Raw genomic sequence first — 25884 nt, forward strand, 5'->3', positions numbered from 1 at the left:
CGGAGAGCGCTATGGGCAACCGCTTCCAGACGCAGGACCGCTTCGCTGCCGGCGCGCAGTTCATCGGCGGAAAGCTGCGACCCGGAACCTCGGGGCGTACGCAGGACATCGTCGATCCGGCCACGGGGCGGACGATCCACACGTACGAACTGGCCGGCCCCGCGGACGTGGACGCGGCCGTTGCCGCCGCTCGCGACGCCCGGCCCGGCTGGGCCGGTGCCACCCCCGGCGAGCGCTCCGAGGCGCTGCACCGCTTCGCGGCCGTCCTCGCCGACCAGGCCGAGGACCTGGCGGGTGCCGAGTCGCTGCAGTGCGGCAAGCCCATCAGACTGAGTACGGGGTTCGACGTCCCCGGCACCATCGACAACACCGCGTTCTTCGCCGGCGCCGCCCGTCACCTCGAGGGGCGGTCCGCGGGCGAGTACAGCGGCGACCACACCTCGTACGTACGGCGTGAACCGATCGGCACGGTCGGCTCCATCGCCCCCTGGAACTATCCGCTGCAGATGGCCGCCTGGAAGGTTCTGCCAGCCATCGCCGCAGGCAACACCATCGTGCTGAAGCCCGCCGAGATCACCCCGCTCACCTCGCTGATGTTCGCCCAGGCGGCCACCGAGGCCGGTGTCCCCGACGGCGTCGTCAACATCGTCAGCGGCGCCGGCAGGGACGCCGGCGAGCACCTCGTCGGCCATCCGGACATCGACATGACCTCCTTCACCGGCTCGACCGCAGTCGGCAAACGCGTCGCCCGTATCGCCACCGACACCGTCAAGCGCCTCCACCTCGAACTCGGCGGGAAGGCCCCGTTCGTGGTCTTCGACGACGCCGACCTCGAGGCCGCCGCGCACGGGGCGGTCGCCGGATCGCTCATCAACACCGGCCAGGACTGCACCGCGGCCACCCGCGCCTATGTCCAGCGGCCGCTGTACGACGCCTTCGTCGCCGCGGTCGCCGACCTGATGGCGACGGTCCGGCTCGGTGACCCGTTCGACCCGGCGACGGACCTCGGTCCGCTCGTCTCCCATCTGCAGCGCGACCGCGTCGCCGCCGTCGTCGACCGGGCCCGCGGTTACGCCACCGTGGTGACCGGCGGCGAAGCGCCACAAGGGGAGCTGCGCGACGGCGCCTACTACCTGCCCACTCTGATCACCGGTGCCGCCCAGGACAGCGAGATCGTCCAGCAGGAGATCTTCGGACCCGTCCTGGTCGTGCTGCCCTTCGACACCGACGACGAGGGCCTCGCTCTCGCGAACGACACGCCCTACGGGCTGGCGGCCTCCGCCTGGACCCGGGACGTGTACCGCGCCGGCCGTGCCGCCCGGGAGATCAGGGCCGGTTGCGTGTGGGTCAACGACCACATTCCGATCATCAGCGAGATGCCGCACGGCGGATACGGCGCCAGCGGCTTCGGGAAGGACATGTCGGTGTACTCCTTCGACGAGTACACGCAGGTCAAGCACGTGATGTACGACAACACCGCCGTGGTCCGCAAGGACTGGCACCGCACGATCTTCACAGGCCGATAGCCGCCGGCCGCGCTCGTCGCGGCCACATCCACCCCGAAAGGGCAGAGCGTCATGGAGCAGTACGAGACCGAGCGCCTCTCCGCGGCCCAGCTGGCGGCCATGCGGCGCAGCCTGACGAACGGGCGAGGGGCGCTGTCCCGCCGTTCGCTGCTGCGGGTGTCTGGCGCCGGCGCGCTCGCCGTCGGCGGCGCGGGCATCCTGAGCGGCTGCGGCATCCCGCCCGCCAAGAGAGAGAGCGGAGCCGCCGACTCCGACGACCACTCGGACAAGGAGAAACAGCTCACCTTCTCCAACTGGACCGAGTACATGGACACCAGCGAGGACGGGAAGAGCCGCCCGACCCTCGAGGCGTTCACGAAGCGGACCGGGATCAAGGTCAAGTACACCGAGGACATCAACGACAACGTCGAGTTCTTCGGCAAGATCCAGCCGCAGCTGGCGGCCGGCCAGGACACCGGCCGCGACCTGATCAACGTCACCGACTGGCTGGCGGCCCGGATCATCCGGCTCGGCTGGGCCCAGAAGCTCGACCCGTCGCTGCTGCCGCACGCCTACGCCAACCTCTCCCCCCAGTTCCGCACCGTGGACTGGGACCCCGGCCGGGCCTACTCGTACCCGTGGACCGGCATCCCGTGCGTCATCGCCTACAACTCGAAGGCGACCCGCGGCCGGAAGGTCGACTCCGTCACACAGCTGCTCGACGACCCGGCGCTCAAGGGCCGCGTCGGCTTCCTCACCGAGATGCGCGACAGCGTCGGGATGACCCTGCTCGACATGGGCAAGAACCCCGGCAAGTTCACCGACGCCGACTACGACGCCGCCATCGGGCGCCTTCAGAAGGGCGTCGACAAGAAGCAGATCCGCCGCTTCACCGGCAACGACTACACCGCCGACCTGGCCAAGGGCGACATCGCCGCCTGTCTCGCCTGGGCGGGTGACGTGATCCAGCTCCAGGCCGACAACCCCGACATCAAGTACGCGATCCCGGCCGCCGGTTATGTCACGGCGACCGACAACCTGCTCGTCCCGGCCGAGGCACGGCACCGCAAGAACGCCACCCGGCTCATCGACTACTACTACGAGCTGCCCGTCGCCGCGCAGCTCGCCGCGTACATCAACTACGTGTGCCCGGTCGCCGGCGTCGGCGCCGAACTCGCCAAGATCGATCCGGAGCTGGCGAAGAACCCGCTGATCATTCCGGACGAGGCCATGGCCGCCAAGTCCCATTCGTTCCGCTCGCTCTCCTCCAAGGAAGAGACGGCGTACGAAGAGAAGTTCGCCAAGCTCATCGGCGCCTGACCCGCCCCCCGTCCCCCGACACCTGGGATCGCGACCCATGACTGACAAGCAAGCGGGCGGCGATGTCCGCCTCTCCGGGATCAGCAAGACCTACGGCTCCTTCACGGCCGTCCACCCGCTGGACCTGACCGTCCCCCAGGGCTCGTTCTTCGCCCTGCTCGGCGCCTCCGGCTGCGGAAAGACAACCACGCTGCGGATGATCGCCGGACTCGAGGACCCGACGACGGGCACCGTCCGTCTCGGCGACAAGGACGTCACCGCCCTGCCGCCGCACAAGCGCCCCGTGAACACGGTCTTCCAGAGCTACGCGCTCTTCCCGCACCTGAGCATCTACGAGAACGTCGCCTTCGGCCTGCGACGCCGCGGCGTCAAGTCCGTTAAGAAGCAGGTCGACGACATGCTGGAGCTCGTCCAGCTCGGCGACTTCGCCCAGCGCAAGCCGCACCAGCTCTCCGGTGGCCAGCAGCAGCGGGTCGCCGTCGCCCGCGCGCTCATCAACCACCCGCAGGTCCTGCTGCTCGACGAGCCGCTCGGCGCTCTCGACCTCAAGCTGCGGCGCCAGATGCAGCTCGAGCTCAAGCGCATCCAGACGGAGGTCGGCATCACCTTCGTCCATGTCACCCACGACCAGGAGGAGGCCATGACCATGGCCGACACGGTCGCGGTGATGAACGGGGGCAGGGTCGAACAGCTCGGAGCGCCGGCGGAGCTGTACGAGAACCCGCGGACCACCTTCGTCGCCAACTTCCTCGGCACCTCCAACCTCATCGAGGCCGAGGTGGTCCAGAGCTCGGGCGGCGAGGTCGTCGTCACCGCGGGCGGCGGCAAGCTCCGGCTGCCCGGCGGGCGCTGTCCGGAGGCCACCGCCGCCGGCGGCCGGCTCCTGGTCGGGGTCCGGCCGGAGAAGATCTCCCTGACTCCCGTCGCCGACGCGGACGCCGTACCCGCCGGCCGCAACTCTGTCACGGGCCGGATCCTCGACTCGTCCTTCATCGGCGTCTCCACGCAGTACGTCGTCGAGAGCCCGGCGGGCAAGGGCCTCGAGGTCTACGCACAGAACGTCGAACACCGGGCAGGCCTGGAGCCGGGCGCCGAGGTCGTCCTGCACTGGAACCCGGAGCACACCTTCGGCCTCGACGCCGCCCAGGCCATCGACGCTGGTGTGGAGACGGTGGGGGAGCGCCCATGACCGTCACCCAGGCACCGCCGCTGTCGCCCGCCCCCGGCGGGCCGCCCGCCCACAGGACGCCGGTGCGCCGCAGGCTGGTCCCCTACTGGCTGCTGCTCCCGGGCATCCTGTGGCTGGTCGTCTTCTTCGTGCTGCCCCTCGTCTACCAGGCGTCGACCTCCGTGCAGACGGGGTCCCTGGAGGAGGGCTTCAAGGTCACCTGGCACTTCGCGACCTACTGGGACGCGCTGAGCGAGTACTACCCGCAGTTCCTGCGATCGCTGCTGTACGCGGGCACCGCCACCGCACTGTGCCTGCTGCTCGGCTATCCGCTCGCGTATCTCATCGCGTTCAAGGCCGGCCGCTGGCGCAATCTGCTGCTGGTACTGGTGATCGCACCCTTCTTCACCAGCTTCCTGATCCGCACACTCGCCTGGAAGACGATCCTCGCGGACGGCGGACCCGTGGTGGAGGCGCTGGGCGCCGTCGGGTTCCTGGACGTCACCAGCTGGCTCGGTCTCACCGAAGGCAGCCGCGTGCTCGCCACACCGCTGGCGGTCGTCACCGGTCTGACGTACAACTTCCTGCCGTTCATGATCCTTCCGCTCTACACCTCGCTGGAGCGGATCGACCCGCGGCTCCACGAGGCGGCCGGGGACCTGTACGCCAGGCCCGCCACGACCTTCCGCAAGGTGACCCTCCCGCTGTCCATGCCGGGCGTGGTCTCCGGGACGCTGCTGACGTTCATCCCGGCGAGCGGTGACTACGTCAACGCCCAGCTGCTGGGCTCGACCGACACCCGCATGATCGGAAACGTCATCCAGTCGCAGTTCCTGCGGGTGCTCGACTACCCGACGGCGGCCGCGCTGTCGTTCATCCTGATGGCGATCGTGCTGATCACGGTCACCGTCTACATCCGCCGGGCCGGAACGGAGGACCTGGTCTGATGAGCTGGGCAAGGCGCAACATCGTCGTCATCGCGGGACTGCTCACGCTCGCGTACCTGATCCTGCCGAACATCGTCGTGATGGTGTTCTCGTTCAACAAGCCGGCCGGGCGCTTCAACTACGCCTGGCGGGAGTTCTCCACCGACGCGTGGCGCGACCCGTGCGGCGTCGCCGACCTGTGCGGCTCGCTCGCGCTCTCCTTGCAGATCGCGCTGTGGGCGACGGTCGGCGCGACCGTCCTCGGCGCCATGATCGCCTTCGCGCTCGTCCGCTACCGGTTCCGGGCCCGCGGCACGATCAACTCGCTGATCTTCCTGCCGATGGCGATGCCCGAAGTGGTCATGGCCGCCTCGCTGCTGACGCTCTTCCTCAACCTCGGGGCCGAGCTGGGCTTCTGGACCATCCTCATCGCGCACACCATGTTCTGTCTCAGCTTCGTCGTGGTGGCGGTGAAGGCGCGGGTCATGTCGATGGACCCCAGGCTGGAGGAAGCGGCGAGAGACCTCTACGCCGGGCCCGTTCAGACGTTTCTGCGGGTCACGCTCCCGATCGCGGCACCGGGCATCGCCGCCGGCGCGATGCTGGCCTTCGCCCTGTCCTTCGACGACTTCATCATCACCAACTTCAACTCCGGCAACACCGTCACCTTCCCCATGTTCGTGTGGGGTTCGGCCCAGCGCGGTACGCCGGTCCAGATCAACGTCATCGGTACGGCCATGTTCGTCGTCGCCGTACTGATCGTGGCCGGCGGTCAGATCATCAGCAGCCGCCGGAAGAAGCGCGCCCTGACCCGGTAGACCGGACCGGCCCCACCGGCACCGGATCCGGTAGCACCCAGAAGGAGTGGGAACCATGGCCCCAGCCGCCATGACATCTGCACGATCACTCTCCGACGCGCGGCCCGCGCCGTTCTGGCTGGAAGACCCCGGCAAGCCCGAGCCGCTGCCCGCCCTCGCCGGCGACGAGAGGTGCGACCTCCTTGTCGTCGGGGGCGGATACAGCGGACTGTGGACGGCGCTGCTCGCCAAGGAGCGGGACCCGGCACGGGACGTCGTCCTGATCGAGGGCCGGGAGGCGGGCTGGGCCGCCTCCGGCCGCAACGGCGGCTTCTGCGCCGCCTCGCTCACCCACGGCCTGGGCAACGGACTGGCCCGCTGGCCGGAGGAGCTCACCAAGCTGGAGGAGCTCGGCGGGCGCAACCTCGACGCCATCGAGGAGGCCGTCGGCCGGTACCGCATCGACTGCGACTTCGAACGCACCGGTGAGATCGACGTCGCCACCGAGCCCCACCAGCTCGCCGAGCTCCGCGAGACGCATAAGGAGGCCACCCGGCTCGGATTCACCGGCCTCGAACTCCTCGACGCGGACGCGATGCGCGCGGAGGTCGACTCGCCGACCTTCCTCGGCGGGCTGTGGGACCGCCGCGGGGTGGCGATGCTGCACCCGGCGAAGCTGGCCTGGGGCCTTCGCCGGGCGTGTCTGGAGCTCGGGGTGCGCATCTACGAGAACACCCCCGGCCTGCGGCTCACGCCCTTCGGCCCGGGCATCGTCGTCCGCACCCCCTACGGCCGCGTCCTCGCGCACCGGGTGGCGCTCGGCACGAACGTCTTTCCCTCGCTGGTCCGGCGGGTACGCGCCTACACCGTCCCGGTGTACGACTACGCGCTGATGACCGAGCCGCTCAGCGCCGCCCAGCTCGCCTCCGTCGGCTGGCAGCGGCGTCAGGGGCTCGGCGACAGCGCCAACCAGTTCCACTACTTCCGTATCACCGCCGACAACCGCATCCTGTGGGGCGGCTACGACGCCGTCTATCCCTTCGGCGGCAAGGTGCGCGCCGAGATGGACCACCGGCCGGAGACCTATCTGAAGCTGGCGTCGCACTTCTTCCGCTGCTTCCCGCAGCTCGAAGGGCTCCGCTTCAGCCACGCCTGGGGCGGTGCCATCGACACCTGCACCCGCTTCTCCGCGTTCTTCGGCACCGCGCACGGCGGCAAGGTCGCCTACGCGGCCGGCTTCACGGGCCTCGGCGTCGGCGCGACCCGGTTCGGCGCCGACGTGATGCTCGACCTGCTGTCAGGGGAGCGGACCGAGCGGACCGAGCTGAAGATGGTGCGAAGCAAGCCGCTCCCGTTCCCGCCGGAACCGGTGGCGTGGGCCGGTATCGGCCTGACCAAGTGGGCCATGGCGAGGGCCGACGCCAACGGCGGCCGGCGCAATCTGTGGCTGCGGACGATGGACCGGTTCGGCCTGGGCTTCGACAGCTGACCCGCCGCCCCGGCCGACGCTGCCCGCCGCGTCCCGGACGCGCGGTGCGGCTCACCGACGGTTGATCCCCCGAGCCGCCTAATGGATGGGCTCGCTCCGCCCTCTGTGCGTACAAGCACCCTCGTGCACACGGAAACGGAGACCGGACCATGACCGGAACGAGCGGCAGGATCGCGATGGAGCGGCTGGCGGCGGTGGCGCCGGAACCGGAGGCCTGCCGGTGGGAGTGGGAGCGGAACCAGCACGGGGTCGCCCTCCTGCCGGCCGGCCGGCGCTGGGACGTACTGATCCTGCCCGGCGAGCTGGGGTATTCCACGCTGGATGTGCTGACCCGGCTGGTCGACCGGCCGGGTCCGGTCCTCTCCGGATTCGGTGAGTCCCGCATGGGCTTCTTCGTGCCGCCCGGCACCGCGGGACGGTGGCTGGGCACCGGTGTCCGCACGGCGGGGCAGGGCACTTGGATCGTCGTCCCTTGTCCGGGCAGGAGGGCGGGGCGGGTGCGCTGGCTGATCCCTCCGGACGGCTCCGGGACACTCACCGATCCCTCACTGCTGGAGCTCGCCATGCACGAGGCCGCCGCGGGGCTCGCGCGCGACGGCAGGGACCGAGCGCGGCGTGGCGCTCCAGGAATGCCAGAGGTCTTGACAACCTGATTGGTCTGGACCATGTTGTGGCCGCCGCACTCGAATCCCCCCACGCCCGGAGGCTGTTGTGGACCGCACAAGACTTACGGCTGCCGTTGCGGCAGCCGTCCTCGCTGTCACAGGACTCGTCGCCACCACCGGGTCAGCGGCGGCGGCCGACACCGAACTCGCCCGCAACGGAGGCTTCGAAGCCGGGCTCGCAGGCTGGACCTGCACCGCGGGCAGCGGCGTCGCCGTCGCCTCGCCCACCCACGGTGGCACCTCCGTGCTCAAGGCCACCCCGGCCGGCAGCGACAACGCGAAGTGCGCCCAGACCGTCACCGTGAGGCCTGACTCCGCCTACACGCTCAGTGGCTGGGTCCAGGGCAGCTACGTCTACCTCGGCGCGTCGGGCACCGGTACCACCGACGTCTCCACCTGGACGGCGTCCGCGCCCGGTTGGCAGAAGCTGACGACCTCGTTCCGTACCGGGCCGTCGACCACCTCCGTGACGCTCTACACCCACGGCTGGTACGGCACCCCTGCCTATCACGCCGACGACATCTCGCTCTTCGGCCCCGGCGGCGACCCCGCCACCGTCCCGGCCGCGCCCGGTGGCCTGCGTGCCGGCAGCCCCGCGTCCACCTCCGTACCGCTGACGTGGAACTCCGCTTCCGGTGCGACCAGTTACCACGTCTACCGGGACGGCGCGCGGGTCGCGACCGTCGGCGGCACCTCCACCACCGTGACCGGGCTGACCGCCGCCACGAGCTACACGTTCCAGGTCTCCGCCGCCAACGAGGCGGGCGAGTCGCCCAAGTCCGCCGCCGTCAGCGCCACGACCACCTCCGGCGGCGGCGACACCGGCGGCGACCTGCCCGCCCACGCCCTCGTCGGCTATCTGCACGCCGGCTTCGCCAACGGCTCCGGCTACACCCGCATGGCCGACGTCCCCGACTCGTGGGACGTCATCAACCTCGCCTTCGGCGAACCGACCTCCGTCACTTCCGGCGACATCCGCTTCAGGCTCTGCCCGGTCGCCGAATGCCCGAACGTGGAGTCGGAGGCGGAGTTCAAGGCCGCCGTCAAGGCCAAGCAGGCCGCCGGCAAGAAGGTGCTGATCTCCATCGGCGGCGCCAACGGGCAGGTGCAGCTCGCCACGACGGGTGCTCGCGACGCCTTCGTCACATCGGTCTCGAAGATCATCGACGACTACGGCCTCGACGGCCTCGACATCGACTTCGAGGGCCACTCCCTGTCACTGAACACCGGCGACACCGACTTCCGCAGCCCCACCTCGCCCGTGATCGTCAACCTGATCTCGGCGCTCAAGACCCTGAAGGTCAAGTACGGCCCGGACTTCGTGCTCACCATGGCCCCCGAGACCTTCTTCGTCCAACTCGGGTACCAGTACTACGGGTCCGGCCCCTGGGGCGGCCAGGACCCGCGCGCCGGGGCGTACCTCCCGGTCATCCACGCCCTGCGCGACGACCTCACCCTGCTGCACGTCCAGGACTACAACTCCGGCCCGATCATGGGCCTGGACAACCAGTACCACTCCATGGGCGGCGCGGACTTCCACATCGCCATGACCGACATGCTCCTCACCGGCTTCCCGGTCGCAGGCGACCAGGCGAAGTTCTTCCCCGCCCTCGTGCCCCAACAGGTGGCGATCGGACTCCCGGCCTCCACCCAGGCGGGCAACGGCCACACCTCGCCCGCCGAGGTGAACAAGGCACTCGACTGCCTGACGAAGAAGGTGGCCTCGGCCTGCGGCTCGTACCGAACTCACGGCACCTGGCCGGCCCTGCGCGGCCTGATGACCTGGTCCATCAACTGGGACCGCTTCAACCAGTTCGAGTTCTCCAGGAACTTCGACGCCTACAGATGGAGTTGAGGAACGGCAGCAGCGCCCCGAAGAGGCACAGGCTGCCGAGCACATCCAGCGGCCAGTGGTAGCCGCGCAGCACCAGACCGATGCCCGTCGCCAGGGTGAGCGCCCCGGCGGCGGGCATCGCCCATCTCCGGCGCAGATACGGCGTGACGAGCAGCGCGGCGCCGCAGTAGGCGACCATCGCGGTCGCCGTGTGGCCCGACGGGTACCAGCCGGTGCCCGGCTCCAGCGGGGCGGGACGGGCGATCCACAGCTTCAGCGGGACGACAAGCGCCGGCACCGCCGCCATCGCGGCCACGGCGGCCAGCGCCGGCACCCACCGACGCTTCTCACGCAGGAGGGAGTGTCCGACCGCCGCCGCGAGCACAGGCAGCGCGACGGCCATGCTGCCGAAATCGGCGAGGAGTCCCGTGACGGTGGCGGGCCCGGCGCCGAACAGGGCACGTCCCAGTCGAACGTCCGCGGCGAACAGCGGCCCCTCGACGGCCACCTGCCAGGTGATCAGCGCGAAGAGCGTCACGCAGAGAAGGACGGCGGCCCGGGAACGCCGAGAGGCCGGCCACATCGGAACAGGGGGGGTGGTTCCGAGGTGGCCGGCCGGACCGGTTTGCCGCGCGCCCCGGGGGGTTTGGGGCGGGCGGCCATCCGATCGGTGAGGAGTTCCGGAGCCTGCAGCTCCAGTGGTGTGCGCGAGGGCACGACCAGGTCGGGGCTGGGGAGGCTCCGGCCTGGGATCGCCCGCAGTCTCCTGCGAGCGGGGTGTTTCTCTCATCTGCGGAAACCGTACGTCAGGCGGAAGGGGACCAACAGCCGGATCTCCATCCCGCCATCGGCCCCCCACAGCTTCTTCACAGAGTGGCTTCGTCGCCGCCGGTCAGACGCGGGCGAACGCCTGCTCGAGGATGTCGAGACCCTCGTTCAGCAGGTCCTCGCCGATGACCAGCGGGGGCAGGAAGCGCAGCACGTTGCCGTAGGTGCCGCAAGTGAGGACGAGCAGGCCCTCCGCGTGGCACGCCTTGGCGAGCGCGCCGGCCGCCTCGGCGTTCGGCTCCTTCGTCGCGGGGTCCTTCACCAGCTCGATGGCGATCATCGCGCCGCGCCCGCGGATGTCCCCGATGATGTCGTACTTCTCCTGCATCGCGGCCAGGCGGCCCTTCATGACCTCCTCGATGCGCCGCGCCTTGCCGTTGAGGTCCAACTCCTTCATCGTCTCGATGGAGCCCAGCGCACCGGCGCAGGCCACCGGGTTGCCGCCGTAGGTGCCGCCGAGGCCGCCGGCGTGCGCGGCGTCCATGATCTCGGCGCGGCCGGTGACCGCGGCCAGCGGCAGACCGCCGGCGATGCCCTTGGCCGTCGTGATCAGGTCGGGGACGACGCCCTCGTCCTCACAGGCGAACCACTGGCCGGTCCGGCAGAAGCCGGACTGGATCTCGTCGGCGACGAAGACGATGCCGTTGTCGTTCGCGAACTTCACGATCGCGGGCAGGAAGCCCTTGGCCGGCTCGATGAAGCCGCCCTCGCCGAGCACCGGCTCGATGATGATCGCGGCGACGTTCTCCGCGCCGATCTGCTTGGTGATCTGGTCGATGGCCTGCGCCGCGGCCTCGGGGCCGCAGTTCTCCGGGCCGGTCGGCCAGCGGTAGCCGTACGCCACGGGCACGCGGTACACCTCGGGCGCGAAGGGGCCGAAGCCGTGCTTGTACGGCATGTTCTTGGCCGTCAGCGCCATCGTGAGGTTGGTGCGGCCGTGGTAGCCGTGCTCGAAGACGACGACCGCCTGGCGCTTGGTGTGGGCACGCGCGATCTTGACGGCGTTCTCGACGGCCTCGGCACCCGAGTTGAACAGCGCCGACTTCTTGGCGTGGTCGCCCGGGGTCAGCTCGGCCAGCGCCTCGCAGACCTCCACGTAGCCCTCGTACGGCGTCACCATGAAGCAGGTGTGCGTGAAGTCCTGGAGCTGCGCGCTCGCCCGGCGTACAACGGCCTCCGCGGAGGCGCCGACCGAGGTCACGGCGATGCCGGAGCCGAAGTCGATCAGGCGGTTGCCGTCGACGTCCTCGATGATTGCGCCGCCCGCACGAGCCGTGAACACGGGCAGCACGGACCCCACCCCGCCGGCGACCGTCGCGGTACGGCGGGCCTGCAGCTCGATCGACTTCGGGCCGGGGATGGCGGTGACGACGCGGCGCTCCTGCGGGATTGCGGTCATGAGGGGCTCCTGGGGGTGTATCCGGACGCTTGTTGTCTTTCTCCGCAGGCTAGGGGCGCCGCGCCGGTGCGGGCATGCGCCGATCGGGAGTATTGGGGGTGTGTCGTTGTCCGTCACGGCCATAGGCGCGCGAGTGTGCCCGGTCCCGGAGGCGCGGGACGGGCAGGAGAGGGCGAAATCCGGCCGGTTCCGTACGGCACGGAGCCGTTGGGCCCCGCGGGAGACGGGATCATGGCCCGGTGTGCGTCCGCCCACGGGCGCACGCACTAGATTGACCGTGCAGAGAGCGGGCCTGGCTGGTCAGGGGGCAGCGGTTCATGGAATCCGAAGGCACATACGACGCACGCGGCACACGCGCCAATCCCGTGCCACGTCCCGCCGGTCCACCGGCGGAGGTACCGTCCGTGCCGCCCGGCACCCCCGCCCGGCCCGGCCACGCCCCGGCCACCCGGCCCCGGGTCGCGGAGTGGCTGCGTGTGCCCCGGCCCGCAGCGGCCCCCGGGATCTGGCGGCTGGGCCACCGTGACCGCCCGGAAGAGGAACCGGACCTCGTCCCCGCCCGTCAGCTCTTCGGCGGAGCCTTCGTCGCCTACCTGTGCGGCTGGCTGCTCTGGTCCCTGCTGTGGAACCGCTACCTCGAGGGATGGTGGTTCTTCGTCGACGACTGGTGGCTGCTGCCGATGCTGTGGGCCGTGCCCGACGACTGGCGGTCACCCGACAACGCCAACTTCGAGATGTACGTCCTGGCCAGCTACCTCTACAACGGCCTCGTCCTGGGGCTGCTCGCCGTCGGCTTCGGCCGGGTCGGGAACTGGCAGGAGATCTGGCAGCGGTACGGGGTGCCGCTGTGGCCGCTCTTCGTGTTCCTGCCGGGCGTCTGGCGCGAGATCCCGCGCACCGTCACCTGGCTCACCTGGGTCTCGAACATCTACTACGTGCTCCTCGCCGCGGCGGTCGTCGCCGCCGTCGGCCGGGCCGGCACCTGGCCGGTCGTGCAGCGCAGGCGCGCGAGGACCGCGGGACCGCCGCAAGACGCCCCTCCACCGCCGAAGGATCCCGCCGAATGGCCGGAGCTGCGCAGCGCAGGCCTGACGGAGGCCGCCGATCGGCTCGCCGAGGCGGCCCGCGCCGGGACCCTCGGCGATGTGGACTACGCGCGGATCCGGCGCGCATGGCAGGGCGTCCACGCCCGGCCGGAGCGGCTCGCCGCCTTCGCCGAGACCGTGCGCAGGCACGGCCCCGCCGCCTGCGCCCACCCGTCGGGCCTGCGGGACCTGCCGGTGCGCACGGCGACGCACGACCTGGCGACCGGCCAGGTCAGGATCGGCACCGTGGTCGACGACGCACGCAACCCGTACGCCCGCCGCACCACAGGCGTCGCCCTCGAGCCCGCCCTGCTCGGCACGTCCCTGCTCGCCGTCGGGCCCTCGGGGTCCGGCAAGAGCGTGCGGCTCGTACGGCCCGTCGTCGAGTCGCTGTGCCTGCTGGCGCTCGCCAACCGCGCCGCCGTCGTGGCCGTCACCGCCCACGGGGCCGCCGTCGCGGCGGACGGCGACTTCGACCTCGTCGTCTCCGTCGGCCGCCCCGACTCGACTCACGACCTCGACCTCTACGGCGGCGCGGAGGACCCCGACGAGGCCGCCCGGATCCTCGCGGAGGCGCTCGTCGGGGACCTCGCCGCCGGTCTGCCCGGCGGCGACAGCAGGCGCGCCGCCACCGCGCTCGCCCAGCTCATCGGCCCCTACCGGTGCGTGCACGGACACTTCCCCGCGGTCGCGGAACTGCGGGAACTGCTCGGCGGTGCGCCGGCCGCGCTCGACGCGCTGCGCAGGGCCCTCGAACAGGCGGGCGAGGCGTCGCAGCTGCGTGAACTGGACGCGCGCGAAAGGCAGTCGGCCCGCGGCGACGACATCGGGGTGCTCCTCGCGGAACGGATCGCCTTCCTCGACCGGCCGGCGTTCGCCTCGTTCTTCCGTACCGACGGCGAGGGGCGGACGTTCTCGCTGCGCGCCATCGAGCACCCCCTGCGGGTCCGTGTCGACCTGCCGGAGCGCGGCCACGCCGAGGCCTCGCGGATCGTCGCCCGGCTGGTGCTCGCCCAGTTCACCGAGGCGGCGCTCACCCGCTCCGACCGCTCTCTCTTCGCCTGCCTCGTACTGGACGACGCGACCAGCACAGTCACCGCCGACTCTGTACGCGCGCTGCAACGGCTGCGCTCCGCCAACGCCGGCGTCGTCCTCGCGCTGCGCACCTTCGAGGACGTGCCCGAGCCGCTGCGCGGCCCCCTGCTCGGCGCCGTCGGCTGCCGGATGGCCTTCTCCGGCCTCGCCCCCTGGGACGGCGGCCGGTTCGCCGAGACCTGGGGCACCGAGTGGGTCCAGACCCGCGACGTCACCAACCGGCAGATCATCTCCGACGAGCCCCTCACGAAGGCGCTGCACATGATGCGCCGCCTGGTCACCGGAAAGGCGGCCACCGCGGAGGCGGTCACCGTGCGTGAGGTCGAACGTGCGCGCTGGTCGGCGTCCGACCTCGCCCACTCGGTGCCCGCCGGGCACGCGGTGCTGTCGCTGACGTCCGTACGGGGGGAGCACGCGCCGCCGCTGCTGGTGGACCTGCGGACCTGAGGGGGCACCGCCGGGCGCGGCATGAGCGGGGCAGCCGGGCTCAAGGGGCCGGCCTGGGCCCGAGCGGGTACGGCCGGCGGTCGGTGACTGCTACGCCCTGGCAGAATCGAGATACGCCGTTCATACGGGACGGCGAAATCCGAACCCGCCGCCTCCCTTTCGAAGGGCCCCAGGTCCCATGCCGCCCACCCTCGCCTCGCTCGTCCAGCACTCGGCGCTCAAACTCACCGTGCGCGCCGGAGAGGACCGGCTCGAGACACCGGTGCGGTGGGCACACGTCAGCGAGCTCGCCGACCCCGTGCCGTACATGGAGGGCGGCGAACTGCTGCTCGTCACCGCCATGACCCTCGACGCGGAGGACCGCGACGCCATGCGCCGCTATGTGCGCAGGCTGGTCGGCGCGGGAGTCGTCGGACTGGGCTTCGCGGTCGGCGTCTACTACGAGGACATTCCCGATGCGCTCGTCGAGGCCGCCAGGGAGGAAGGGCTGCCGCTCCTCGAAGTGCCGCGCCGCACCCCGTTCCTCGCCATCAGCAAAGCGGTCTCGGCGGCCATCGCGGCCGACCAGTACAGGGCCGTGACCGCCGGTTTCGAGGCACAGCGTGAGCTGACCCGGGCCGCGCTCACCGAGGGGCCGGGAGCCGTCGTCGCGCGGCTCGCCGCGCACATCGACGGATGGGCGGCGCTGTACGACACCTCAGGCGCGGTCGTCGCCGCCGCGCCCGACTGGGCGGCCCGGCGGGCGGCCCGCCTCACGGGCGACGTCGAGCGGCTGCGCGAGCGGGCCGCGCCCGCGAGCGCCGTGGTCGGCGGCGCAGAGGACGACGACCGCGTCGAGCTCCAGTCGCTCGGCACCGGACGCCGGGTCCGCGGCGCCCTCGCCGTCGGCACCGGGGCCCCGCTCGGGACCGCGGAACGCTACGCCGTGCACTCCGCGGTCGCCCTGCTGACCCTGGCGACGGAGCAGTCCCGGTCGCTTCAGGCCGCCGAACAGCGGCTCGGCGCGGCGGTGTTGCGGATGCTGCTGTCCGGACAGCCGGACCATGCCAGAGCCGTCGCCGGCGACCTGTACGGCGGACTGCTCGACGCCCCGTTCCGGCTGCTCATCGCCGAGACCGCCGGTGACCCGGACACCGGCGCGGGCGACCGGCCCGCGGCCCTGAGCGCGTTCGCCGAGTCGGTCGAGTCGGCTGCCGGCCGGGCGGGGGAGACCTTCCTCGCCGTCCCCGACGGGACGGACGGCCGCACCGTGCTGCTCGCCGTGGACGGCGGAGCGGTGGCCGCCGGCTGCCTGGCGGCCTACGGGGACAAGGACGCCGACGAGGCCGAGGTCTACGTCGGACTCTCCGCGCCCACCGGCCCTACAGCGGCCGCGGGTGCCTACAAGCAGGCCGAGCAGGCGCTCTCGGTCGCCCGGCGGCGCGGACGCGCCCTCGTCGAGCACGAGGAACTGGCGGCGGGATCCATCGTGCCCCTGCTCGGCGACGACGCCGTTCGCGCGTTCGCGGACGGCATGCTCCGCGCGCTGCACGAGCACGACGCGACCGGCCGGGGCGACCTCGTAGCCTCGCTCCGGGCCTGGCTTTCGCGCCACGGCCAGTGGGACGCCGCCGCGGCCGACCTCGGCGTGCACCGCCACACCTTGCGGTACCGGATGCGCCGCGTGGAGGAGATCCTCGGCCGCTCGCTGGACGACCCGGACGTGCGCATGGAGCTGTGGCTGGCGCTCAAGGCGTCGGGCGAGCCCCAGCGGCCCCGGTAGGGCGCGGCACCGCTCTGGGGAAACGGCGGTTGCGGGTCCGCGGCGGTCCCGGAGGGCGGCGGTGCGTTCGGCCTGGGATTCCTGGTCCGCAGTGGTCCCGGCAGGCAGCGTTGCGTCGGGCGCCGGTCTGCGGCGATCAGCCGGGGCATGTCTCCAGCGATGGGCCCATAAGGCGGGCCGGGTTCGAAACAGGATGCCGAATGCTCTGGATCCTGCCCGGATACGGGCAGGATTGTTGGATCCGAGGCTCACGTCTCCCTAATCTCCTGCTCATGACAAACCCCGCCACTGAGCCGGCGTCCGCCGCGCCCGCCCTTACCGCGCGCCCGGCCGCCCCCGCCCGCCGCCGGCTCTCCGGAGCCGTCTGGGCCGCCCTCGTCATCGTGTACGTCGTCTGGGGCTCCACCTACCTCGGCATACGCATCGTCGTCGAGACGATGCCGCCGTTCGCCTCCGCGGCGATCCGCTTCGTAGTCGCCGGCCTGGTCCTCGGCGCGCTGGTCGCCTGGCGGCGCGGACCGGCCGCTCTCAAGGTCACCGGGCGGCAGCTCGCCTCCGCCGCCGTCGTCGGGCTGCTGCTGCTCCTGGGCGGCAACGGTCTGGTCGTCCTCGCGGAGACCTCCGTCCCCTCGGGGCTCGCCGCGTTGCTGATCGCCGTGGTCCCCGCCTGGGTCGTCGTCCTGCGCCGGGCGTCCGGCGAGCGGCCCGGCCGCGGCGCCTACGGCGGAGTGGCGCTCGGACTGGCGGGACTCGCCGTGCTGACCCTGCCCGGCCTCAGCGGCGACGTGCGCATCACCGGCGTGCTCACCATCGTCGCCGCGTCCCTGATGTGGTCGATCGGTTCCTTCTCCTCCTCCCGGATCCCGATGCCGGCCGATCCGTTCGCCGCCAGTGCCTACGAGATGGTCGCGGGCGGCGTCGGCTGCGCCCTCGTCGCCCTCGGAAGGGGCGAACACCACGGCTTCGTCCTGGGAGACGTCTCCGCCCGCTCGTGGACCGCGCTCGCCTACCTGGTCGTCTTCGGCTCGCTGCTCGCGTTCACCGCCTACGCCTGGCTGCTGCACAACGCCCCGCTCTCGCTCGTGGCCACCTACGCGTACGTCAACCCGGTGGTCGCCGTGCTGCTCGGCGCCCTGGTCCTCGACGAGCGGCTGTCCTGGCCGATCGCGGTGGGCGGTGTCGTCGTCGTGGCGGGCGTCTGCCTGATCGTGTCCACGGAACGGCGTCGCTGACTCGCCAAAGCGGCCAGTCGCGGAAGGCGACCACTCCATGCCGGACAAACGACCCGGCGGACGCGCGGCCCTACCGTGTGGGGAGAGCAACCGAGCAGACCCCACTACTTCGGAAGGGCCGGGACTCCGCATGACTTCCACCCACGCCTTCTGGCTCGCCGGCCGCCAGGCCACCGGCGAGACCGTCCTCGACGTCACGTCCCCGTGGGACGGCCGTCTCGTCGGCAAGGTGTCCGTACCGACCGCCGACCAGGTCGAGGAGGCCGTCGCCGCCGCGTACGCCGTGCGCGACGAGTTCGCCGCCACGCCGGCCCACGTCCGCGCCGCCGCCCTCGACCACGTGTCGAAGCGCCTGGTCGAGCGCACGGAGGAGATCGCGCAGCTGATCTCCGCCGAGAACGGCAAGCCGATCAAGTGGGCCCGCGGCGAGGTCGGCCGGGCCGTCTCGGTGTTCCGGTTCGCCGCGGAGGAGGCCCGCCGCTTCAACGGCGGAGAGGCTCAGCGCCTCGACACCGACGCCGGCGGCCAGGGCCGTCTCGCGCTCACCCGCCGCTTCCCCAAGGGCGTCGTGCTCGGCATCGCGCCGTTCAACTTCCCGCTCAACCTCTGCGCCCACAAGATCGCTCCGGCGATCGCGGTCGGCGCGCCGATCATCCTGAAGCCCGCCCCGGCGACCCCGCTTTCCGGGCTGATCCTCGGTGAGTTGCTCGCGGAGACCGACCTGCCCGCCGGCTCCTGGTCCGTGCTGACCGTGCCGAACGAGCAGATGCCCGCCCTGGTGCAGGACGAGCGCCTGCCGGTGATCTCCTTCACCGGTTCCGACAAGGTCGGCTACGCGATCATGGACTCGGTTCCGCGCAAGCACTGCACCCTGGAGCTCGGCGGCAACGGAGCGGCCGTCGTCCTCGCCGACTTCGCGAGCGAGAAGGACCTGGACTGGGCGGCGACGCGCATCGCCACGTTCTCCAACTACCAGGGCGGCCAGTCCTGCATCTCCGTGCAGCGCGTGATCGCCGACACGACCGTCTACGACCGCCTGCTCCCGAGGATCGTCGCCGCCGTCGAGGCCCAGGTCACCGGCGACCCGTCGGACGCCGCCACCGACGTCGGCCCCCTCGTCAGCGAGGACGCCGCCAAGCGCGTGGAGACGTGGGTGGACGAGGCGGTGCAGGGCGGCGCCAAGCTGCTCACCGGCGGCAAGCGTGACGGCGCCACCTACGCGCCCACCGTGCTGACCGACGTCCCGGCCGACGCCACCCTCGCGTGCGAGGAGGTCTTCGGCCCGGTCCTGACCGTGACCAAGGTCGACGGCGAGACCGAGGCGTTCGCGGCGGTCAACGACTCCAAGTACGGCCTCCAGGCAGGCGTGTTCACGCACGACGTGCAGACCGCCTTCCGTGCCCACCGTGCCCTCGAGGTCGGCGGCGTGATCATCGGCGACGTCCCGTCCTACCGCGCCGACCAGATGCCGTACGGCGGCGCCAAGCAGTCCGGCGTCGGCCGCGAGGGCGTGGCCTTCGCGATGGACGACTACACGTACGAGCGGGTGCTGGTCCTCACCGGCCTGGCGCTGTAGCGCCGTACGCCACGACCGGCGGCCGGAGCCCACTGTGCGGGGGCTCCGGCCGTCTTTGCGTATCCAGGGCCTGACCTGCGTGGACGGACGGATCTTGGCTGACTCTTCGGAGGGCGGGCAACATGGGGAACTCGAGGTGACCCCGCACTGGTGAATCAATGGGGGGAGGCGCAATGCTCGAGCGCGCGGCGGCGAATCGTCGTGCCACCGGCACCGTCCCAAGGACATCAGAGGCGACCACCGGCCGCGCGAGGAAACAGGAGAAACCAGCATGGCGATTCAGCGGATGGACAACGTCGGCATCGTCGTCGAGGACATGGATGCCGCCATCGCGTTCTTCGTGGAACTCGGTATGGAGCTGGAGGGCAGGGCGGAGATCGAGGGCCCCGTCGCCGACCGGTGCACCGGACTCGACGGCGTCCGCTGTGACATCGCGATGGTCCGCACCCCGGACGGCCACAGCCGGATCGAGCTGGCGAAGTACCGCAGCCCCGCGGCGATCAGCACCGGGCCGCGCAACCGGCCGCACAACATTCTGGGCACGCACCGCGTCATGTTCGCCGTCGACGACATCGAGGACACCGTCGCCCGCCTGCGCCCACACGGCGCCGAACTCGTCGGCGAGATCGCCCGGTTCGAGGACAGCTATCTGCTGTGCTACCTCCGCGGCCCGGAGGGCATCATCGTCGGACTGGCCGAGCAACTGCGCTGAGAAGGCTTCGGCGCCTACCACCGTCCCTCGCCGCGCGGCCGCCGCGACACGGCCCCGGCGAAGGCGACCGATCATCGAGGCAGGCGTCTGCCCCGGCGCTCACCGACCCGTATCGCTGATGGATCCCCCAACGGACGCAGGCGTCGCAGGCGCGGTGTCGTGCCCTTCCCTCCAGTCGGCCAACAGGGCGACCGACCTGGGCCGGGCATAGCCTGAAGGTGTCCCGAGATCTCCGATCCATGGGAGAAGTCATGACATTCATGCAGGTCATCGACTGCAGGACCAGCAGGGCCGATGAGTTGGACAGGTTGATGGACGCCTGGATCGAGTCGACGCAGGGCAAGCGGACAGCAACCCACTCGATCATGGGCCGTGACCGGGCCGATTCGACGCATGTGGTGGAGATCGTGGAATTCCCCTCGTACGAGGAGGCGATGAAGAACTCGAACCTGCCGGAGACGGACCGGATCTTCCAGGAGATGGTCGCTCTCTGCGACGGGGAACCGTCGTTCACGGACCTCGACGTCATGCGGGACGAGCAGCTGAACAAGATCGTGGTCCGGAGTTTCTTCGAGAACGTGATCAACGCGAGGAACTTCGACGCGGCGGACGACATCTGCACCGCCGACTACCGGGAGCACGACCCGTCCCTGTCGTCTTACGACGTGGGGCTCGCGCAGGCCAAGGCCGAGAACAAGGAAACGATGGAGGCGTTCGAACCGGTCGCCACCATCGAGAGTCTCGTGGCCGAGGGCGACCTGGTGTGCGTACGGGCGTCCTTCAAGGGGCGACACGTGGGCACGTACCAGGGCATGGAGGCCACCGGCCGGGACATCTCGGGAACCGGCCACGCGACCTTCCGCTGCGAGGGAGGCAAGATCGCCGAGAGCTGGTGGAACCTCGACGACTTCGGTCTGCTGCAGCAGCTCGGTGCGATCGACGTCTGATCCCACGGGCACACCGATCCCCGCCGGGAGACGCGGGCGCACGGCCGGGAGGCCGCGTTCCGGGCCGTACGGGCCGGTTGCCCGGCCCGGCGGGTACCCTGCGCGGGTCTGAGCCGGTCGGGGCGCGGACGGTGACCGCGGACCGCGGCGGCACGGAGCCCGAACGGCCGACGGAGAGCGCAGGACAGGGGCACTGCGAAAAGCACAGCGGGCGGGGTATCCGGCCGCTGCTCGTTGCCCCCTGTGCCGTACGTGGGCTGGTGGAGGTGCCGGGAATCGGGTACTACGAACGAGTAGCCACCGGCCGGTCATCGACCCGGCGGTCCCCGATTCGCGGCGAGGTGAGCCTCAATGTCCGCTCCAACGGACAAGCCCCTGCATCAGCCCCATACCCCGAAGATCAGCGAGCGCGAGGCGCGACAGGTCGCGGAGGCGGCGCGCGAACAACACTGGCGGAAGCCCAGCTTCGCCAAAGAGCTGTTCCTCGGCCGTTTCCGGCTCGACCTCATTCATCCCCATCCGATGCCGACCGGCGAGGCCGCTCGGCGGGGCGAGGAGTTCCTCTCCAAACTCCGCCGGTTCTGCGAGACGGAGATCGACGGCGCCCGCATCGAGCGCGAGGCACGGATCCCCGACGAGGTGATCAACGGTCTGCGGGAGCTCGGCGCGCTCGGCATGAAGATCGAGCCCAAGTACGGCGGTCTCGGCCTCACCCAGGTGTACTACAACAAGGCGCTGGCCCTGGTCGGCTCCGCGAACCCGGCGATCGGCGCGCTGCTGTCCGCGCACCAGTCGATCGGCGTGCCCCAGCCGCTGAAGCAGTTCGGGACCGAGGAGCAGAAGCAGCGGTTCCTGCCGCGGCTGGCCCGCACCGACATCTCCGCCTTCCTACTGACGGAGCCCGATGTCGGTTCCGACCCGGCCCGCCTCGCCACGACGGCCGTCCCGGACGGCGACGACTACGTCCTGGACGGCGTCAAGCTGTGGACCACCAACGGTGTCGTCGCCGACCTGCTCGTCGTGATGGCGCGGGTGCCGAAGTCGGAGGGCCACAAGGGCGGCATCACGGCCTTCGTCGTCGAGGCCGACAGCGCGGGCATCACAGTCGAGAACCGCAACGCCTTCATGGGGCTGCGCGGACTCGAGAACGGCGTCACCCGTTTCCATCAGGTGCGCGTCCCCGCGGAGAACCGCATCGGCCCCGAGGGCGCCGGGCTGAAGATCGCGCTGACGACGCTCAACACCGGCCGGCTCTCCCTGCCCGCGATGTGCGTCGGAGCCGGCAAGTGGTGCCTGAAGATCGCTCGCGAGTGGTCGGCGGTGCGCGAGCAGTGGGGCAAGCCCGTAGCCCGGCACGAGGCCGTCGGCGCGAAGATCTCCTTCATCGCCGCGACCACCTTCGCTCTGGAGGCCGTCGTCGACCTGGCCTCCCAGATGGCCGACGAGGACCGCAACGACATCCGCATCGAGGCCGCGCTCGCCAAGCTCTACGGGTCCGAGATGGGCTGCCTGATGGCGGACGAGCTGGTCCAGATTCGCGGCGGCCGCGGTTTCGAGACGGCCGAGTCGCTGGCCGCACGCGGCGAACGCGCCGTCCCCGCCGAGCAGTTGCTGCGTGACCTGCGCATCAACCGCATCTTCGAGGGCTCGACCGAGATCATGCACCTGCTCATCGCCCGCGAGGCGGTGGACGCGCACCTGGCCGTCGCCGGCGACATCATCGACCCCGACAAGCCGATGTCGGCCAAGGCCCGCGCCGGGGCGAACGCGGCCGCCTTCTACGCCCGCTGGCTCCCCAAACTCGTCACCGGCCCGGGCCAGCTGCCACGTACGTACGCCGAGTTCCACCCCGCGGGGCACCAGGACCTGTCCACGCATCTGCGGTACGTCGAGCGCAGCTCCCGCAAACTGGCCCGTTCGACCTTCTACGCCATGTCACGCTGGCAGGGCCGTATGGAGACCAAGCAGGGCTTCCTCGGCAGGATCGTCGACATCGGGGCGGAACTGTTCGCGATGAGCGCGGCCTGCGTCCGCGCGGACATGCTCCGGGCGTCCGACGACCACGGCCGCGAGGCCTACCAGCTTGCCGACGCCTTCTGCCGCCAGGCGAGGATCCGCGTCGAGGAACTGTTCAACCGCCTCTGGTCGAACACCGACGACCTGGACCGCAAGGTCGTCAACGGCGTGCTCTCCGGAACGTACAGCTGGCTGGAGGAGGGCGTGGTCGACGCGAGCGGCGAAGGCCCGTGGATCGCCGACGCCACACCGGGCCCGACAGTGAAGGAGAACGTGCACCGCCCGATCCGCTGACGGGCCACGGCCGTGGCGGGCCCGATCACGACGGCCCGCCGGGTACTCCCTGTCAACGCGGACAGGGAGTACGGCCACAATGGGGGGATGAGCGACAGCCCATCTCCCCTCGCGGACCCGCACATCGTCTTCGATCCCTCCGAAGGCCGCCGGGACATCGTCGTCCTCGGCTCCACCGGGTCCATCGGTACGCAGGCCATCGACCTCGTGCTGCGTAACCCAGACCGTTTCCGGGTGACCGCCCTGTCCGCCGCCGGCGGACGGGTCGGTCTTCTTGCCGAGCAGGCGCGCAAGCTGCGTGCCGGGACGGTCGCGGTGGCACGCGAGGACGCCGTGCCCGCGCTGCGCGAGGCGCTCGCCGCGCTGTACGGGACGGAGCCGCTGCCGGAGATCCTGGCCGGTCCGGACGCCGCCGCGGAGCTCGCCGCCTCCCCGTGCCACACCGTGCTGAACGGCATCACGGGCTCCATCGGTCTCGCCCCCACCCTGGCCGCCCTCGAGGCCGGCCGGACCCTCGCGCTGGCCAACAAGGAGTCGCTCATCGTCGGCGGGCCGCTGGTGAAGGCGCTCGCCAAGCCGGGGCAGATCATCCCCGTCGACTCCGAGCACGCCGCCCTCTTCCAGGCGCTCGCCGCAGGCACCCGCGGCGATGTGCGCAAGCTGGTCGTGACCGCGTCGGGCGGCCCGTTCCGCGGCCGGAGCAGGGCGGAGCTGGCGGGTGTGACCCGCGAGGACGCCCTCGCCCACCCCACCTGGGCGATGGGCCCGGTGATCACGGTGAACAGCGCGACGCTCGTGAACAAGGGGCTCGAGGTCATCGAGGCGCATCTGCTCTACGACATTCCCTTCGACCGGATCGAGGTGGTCGTCCACCCCCAGTCGTATGTTCACTCGATGGTGGAGTTCACGGACGGTTCGACGCTCGCCCAGGCCACGCCGCCCGACATGCGGGGGCCGATCGCGATCGGTGTGGGCTGGCCGGAGCGGGTCCCGGACGCGGCCCCCGCCTTCGACTGGTCCACCGCTTCGACGTGGGAGTTCTTCCCGCTGGACAACGAGGCGTTCCCGTCGGTGGGCCTCGCCCGCCATGTGGGGGAGCTGGGCGGTACGGCGCCGGCGGTGTTCAATGCCGCGAACGAGGAGTGCGTGGAGGCATTCCTCGGCGGACGGCTGCCGTTCAACGCAATCATGGATACGGTCACCGAGGTGGTCGCCGCACACGGCGCCCCCGCGTCGGGAACTTCCCTGACGGTGGCGGACGTCCTCGAAGCGGAGACCTGGGCCAGGGCCAGGGCCCGTGAGACGGCAGCGAAGGCAACGGCGGAGGCTCGCGCATGACCATTTTGTTGACCATTCTGGGCATCGCGCTCTTCGCCGTCGGGCTGCTGTTCTCCATCGCCTGGCACGAGCTCGGCCACCTCTCCACGGCCAAGCTCTTCGGCATCCGCGTGCCCCAGTACATGGTCGGCTTCGGCCCGACCCTCTGGTCAAGGCACAAGGGAGAGACCGAGTACGGCATCAAGGCCATCCCCATGGGCGGCTACATCCGCATGATCGGGATGTTCCCGCCCGGCGAGGACGGCCGTATCGAGGCCCGCTCCACCTCGCCGTGGCGCGGAATGATCGAAGACGCCCGCTCGGCGGCGTACGAGGAGCTGAAGCCCGGCGACGAGACCCGCCTGTTCTACACGCGCAAGCCGTGGAAGCGCGTCATCGTCATGTTCGCCGGCCCGTTCATGAACCTCGTCCTCGCCGTGGCGATCTTCCTCGGCGTGATGATGACCTTCGGCTCGCCGACGCAGACCACCGAGGTCGCCGGCGTGCAGAAGTGCGTCATCGCCCAGAGCGAGCAGCGCGACACCTGCGCGAAGAGCGACCCCGAGTCGCCGGCCTTCGCCGCCGGGCTGCGGGAGGGCGACAAGATCGTCGCGTTCAACGGCAGGCCCGTCGACGACTGGGCCACGCTGTCGACCCGTATCCGGGAAACGATCGGCCCCGCCACCATCACCGTCGAGCGCGCTGGCACGGAGCAGGTCCTTCAGGCCACGCTCATCGAGAACACGGTGGCGAAGAAGGACGAGGACGGGGAGGTGATCCCCGAGGAGTTCGTCCCGGCCGGGTACCTGGGCTTCGCCGCCAAGACGGAGATTCTCCCGCTGTCGTTCGGCGACTCCGTCGACCGCATGGGCGGCATGATCGAGAACGGCGCGGAGGCGATCGTCGCCCTGCCGTCCAAGGTGCCCGACCTGTGGGACGCGGCCTTCGGTGACGGTGAGCGCAAGGACGACTCCCCGGTCGGCGTCGTCGGCGCGGCGCGCATCAGCGGTGAGGTTCTCAACCTCGACGTGCCGACGACCAACATCGTCGCGACCTTCCTGATGCTGCTCGCGGGCTTCAACCTCTCCCTGTTCCTCTTCAACATGCTGCCCCTGCTGCCGCTCGACGGCGGACACATCGCCGGAGCGCTCTGGGAGTCGGTACGGCGGAACATCGCCAAGGTCTTCCGGCGGCCCGACCCGGGCCCGTTCGACGTGGCGAAGCTGATGCCGGTCGCCTATGTGGTGGCGGGGATCTTCATCTGCTTCACGCTGCTCGTGCTGGTGGCGGACATCGTCAACCCGGTGAAGATCAGCTGAGCGGTTCCCCCGCGGGTTGCCGTGACGGCCGGGCACGCTTCGTGCCCGGCCGTCACCTTTGGGTGGACTTCGGTGTCCGATGTGCCCCGCCGAACGCCAGTGCCGTAATCTCAAGGGCTGGAGCCCGCCGATCCGGGACCACGATCCACAC

General features: G+C 70.9%; 19 protein-coding genes. 17 read left to right on the plus strand and 2 right to left on the minus strand.

What is annotated here, in order from left to right; translation table 11 throughout:
• The first annotated feature begins 11 nt into the window (after positions 1-11).
• The 8 genes from MDN94_RS16420 (at position 12) to MDN94_RS16455 (ending at position 9725) form a co-directional block, all read left to right on the plus strand.
• Positions 12-1526, plus strand: coding sequence for a gamma-aminobutyraldehyde dehydrogenase (locus MDN94_RS16420; protein WP_482726513.1), 1515 nt, complete (start codon positions 12-14; stop codon positions 1524-1526).
• Positions 1527-1577: 51 nt separating this feature from the next.
• Complete coding sequence (locus MDN94_RS16425; RefSeq protein ID WP_482726514.1) at positions 1578-2825, plus strand: polyamine ABC transporter substrate-binding protein; 1248 nt, start codon at positions 1578-1580, stop codon at positions 2823-2825.
• A gap of 37 nt (positions 2826-2862) precedes the next feature.
• Complete coding sequence (locus MDN94_RS16430) at positions 2863-4014, plus strand: ABC transporter ATP-binding protein (RefSeq protein WP_482726515.1); 1152 nt, start codon at positions 2863-2865, stop codon at positions 4012-4014.
• Positions 4011-4940, plus strand: coding sequence for an ABC transporter permease (locus MDN94_RS16435; RefSeq protein WP_482726516.1), 930 nt, complete (start codon positions 4011-4013; stop codon positions 4938-4940). The genes MDN94_RS16430 and MDN94_RS16435 overlap by 4 nt, the downstream gene beginning before the upstream one ends.
• Positions 4940-5737 carry an ABC transporter permease gene (locus MDN94_RS16440; protein ID WP_441266383.1) on the plus strand — a complete coding sequence of 266 codons (798 nt, stop codon included), beginning with the start codon at positions 4940-4942 and terminating at the stop codon, positions 5735-5737. Before MDN94_RS16435 ends, MDN94_RS16440 begins: the two co-directional genes overlap by 1 nt.
• 55 nt (positions 5738-5792) lie before the next feature.
• Positions 5793-7205: an NAD(P)/FAD-dependent oxidoreductase gene (locus MDN94_RS16445; protein WP_482726517.1), complete on the plus strand. Its 1413-nt coding sequence runs from the start codon at positions 5793-5795 to the stop codon at positions 7203-7205.
• A gap of 149 nt (positions 7206-7354) precedes the next feature.
• Complete coding sequence (locus MDN94_RS16450; RefSeq protein ID WP_482726518.1) at positions 7355-7858, plus strand: hypothetical protein; 504 nt, start codon at positions 7355-7357, stop codon at positions 7856-7858.
• A 58-nt stretch (positions 7859-7916) separates the two neighbouring features.
• Entirely contained in the window at positions 7917-9725 is a 1809-nt protein-coding gene (locus MDN94_RS16455) for a chitinase (protein WP_482726519.1), read from the plus strand.
• On the opposite strand, the gene MDN94_RS16460 is transcribed toward MDN94_RS16455, so the two are convergent.
• Together MDN94_RS16460 and gabT are read right to left on the minus strand one after the other, a co-directional pair.
• Positions 9676-10494, minus strand: a complete 819-nt coding sequence (locus MDN94_RS16460; RefSeq protein ID WP_482726520.1) for a phosphatase PAP2 family protein — start codon at positions 10492-10494, stop codon at positions 9676-9678. The genes MDN94_RS16455 and MDN94_RS16460 overlap by 50 nt on opposite strands.
• Before the next feature lie 102 nt (positions 10495-10596).
• Positions 10597-11931: a 4-aminobutyrate--2-oxoglutarate transaminase gene (gene gabT, locus MDN94_RS16465; RefSeq protein ID WP_482726521.1), complete on the minus strand. Its 1335-nt coding sequence runs from the start codon at positions 11929-11931 to the stop codon at positions 10597-10599.
• Between the two features lie 404 nt (positions 11932-12335).
• On the opposite strand from gabT, the gene MDN94_RS16470 reads away from it, so the two are divergent.
• The 9 genes from MDN94_RS16470 (at position 12336) to MDN94_RS16510 (ending at position 25733) form a co-directional block, all read left to right on the plus strand.
• Positions 12336-14558, plus strand: a complete 2223-nt coding sequence (locus tag MDN94_RS16470; RefSeq protein WP_482726522.1) for a type IV secretory system conjugative DNA transfer family protein — start codon at positions 12336-12338, stop codon at positions 14556-14558.
• Positions 14559-14736: 178 nt separating this feature from the next.
• Entirely contained in the window at positions 14737-16320 is a 1584-nt protein-coding gene (locus MDN94_RS16475; RefSeq protein WP_482726523.1) for a PucR family transcriptional regulator, read from the plus strand.
• 272 nt (positions 16321-16592) lie between these two features.
• Positions 16593-17552 (plus strand): EamA family transporter, encoded by a 960-nt coding sequence (locus tag MDN94_RS16480; RefSeq protein WP_482726524.1) that lies wholly within the window; start codon positions 16593-16595, stop codon positions 17550-17552.
• A gap of 130 nt (positions 17553-17682) precedes the next feature.
• Positions 17683-19128, plus strand: coding sequence for an aldehyde dehydrogenase family protein (locus MDN94_RS16485; RefSeq protein WP_482726525.1), 1446 nt, complete (start codon positions 17683-17685; stop codon positions 19126-19128).
• 271 nt (positions 19129-19399) lie between these two features.
• Positions 19400-19840, plus strand: coding sequence for a VOC family protein (locus MDN94_RS16490; RefSeq protein ID WP_482726526.1), 441 nt, complete (start codon positions 19400-19402; stop codon positions 19838-19840).
• A 251-nt stretch (positions 19841-20091) separates the two neighbouring features.
• Positions 20092-20787 (plus strand): ester cyclase, encoded by a 696-nt coding sequence (locus MDN94_RS16495; RefSeq protein ID WP_482726527.1) that lies wholly within the window; start codon positions 20092-20094, stop codon positions 20785-20787.
• A gap of 351 nt (positions 20788-21138) precedes the next feature.
• Complete coding sequence (locus MDN94_RS16500; protein ID WP_482726528.1) at positions 21139-23097, plus strand: acyl-CoA dehydrogenase family protein; 1959 nt, start codon at positions 21139-21141, stop codon at positions 23095-23097.
• Between the two features lie 87 nt (positions 23098-23184).
• Positions 23185-24435, plus strand: a complete 1251-nt coding sequence (gene dxr / locus MDN94_RS16505) for a 1-deoxy-D-xylulose-5-phosphate reductoisomerase (RefSeq protein ID WP_482726529.1) — start codon at positions 23185-23187, stop codon at positions 24433-24435.
• Positions 24432-25733: a M50 family metallopeptidase gene (locus MDN94_RS16510; protein ID WP_482726530.1), complete on the plus strand. Its 1302-nt coding sequence runs from the start codon at positions 24432-24434 to the stop codon at positions 25731-25733. Before dxr ends, MDN94_RS16510 begins: the two co-directional genes overlap by 4 nt.
• Positions 25734-25884: the final 151 nt, after the last annotated feature.

Source organism: Streptomyces sp. WAC00040 (genome assembly GCF_056835925.1).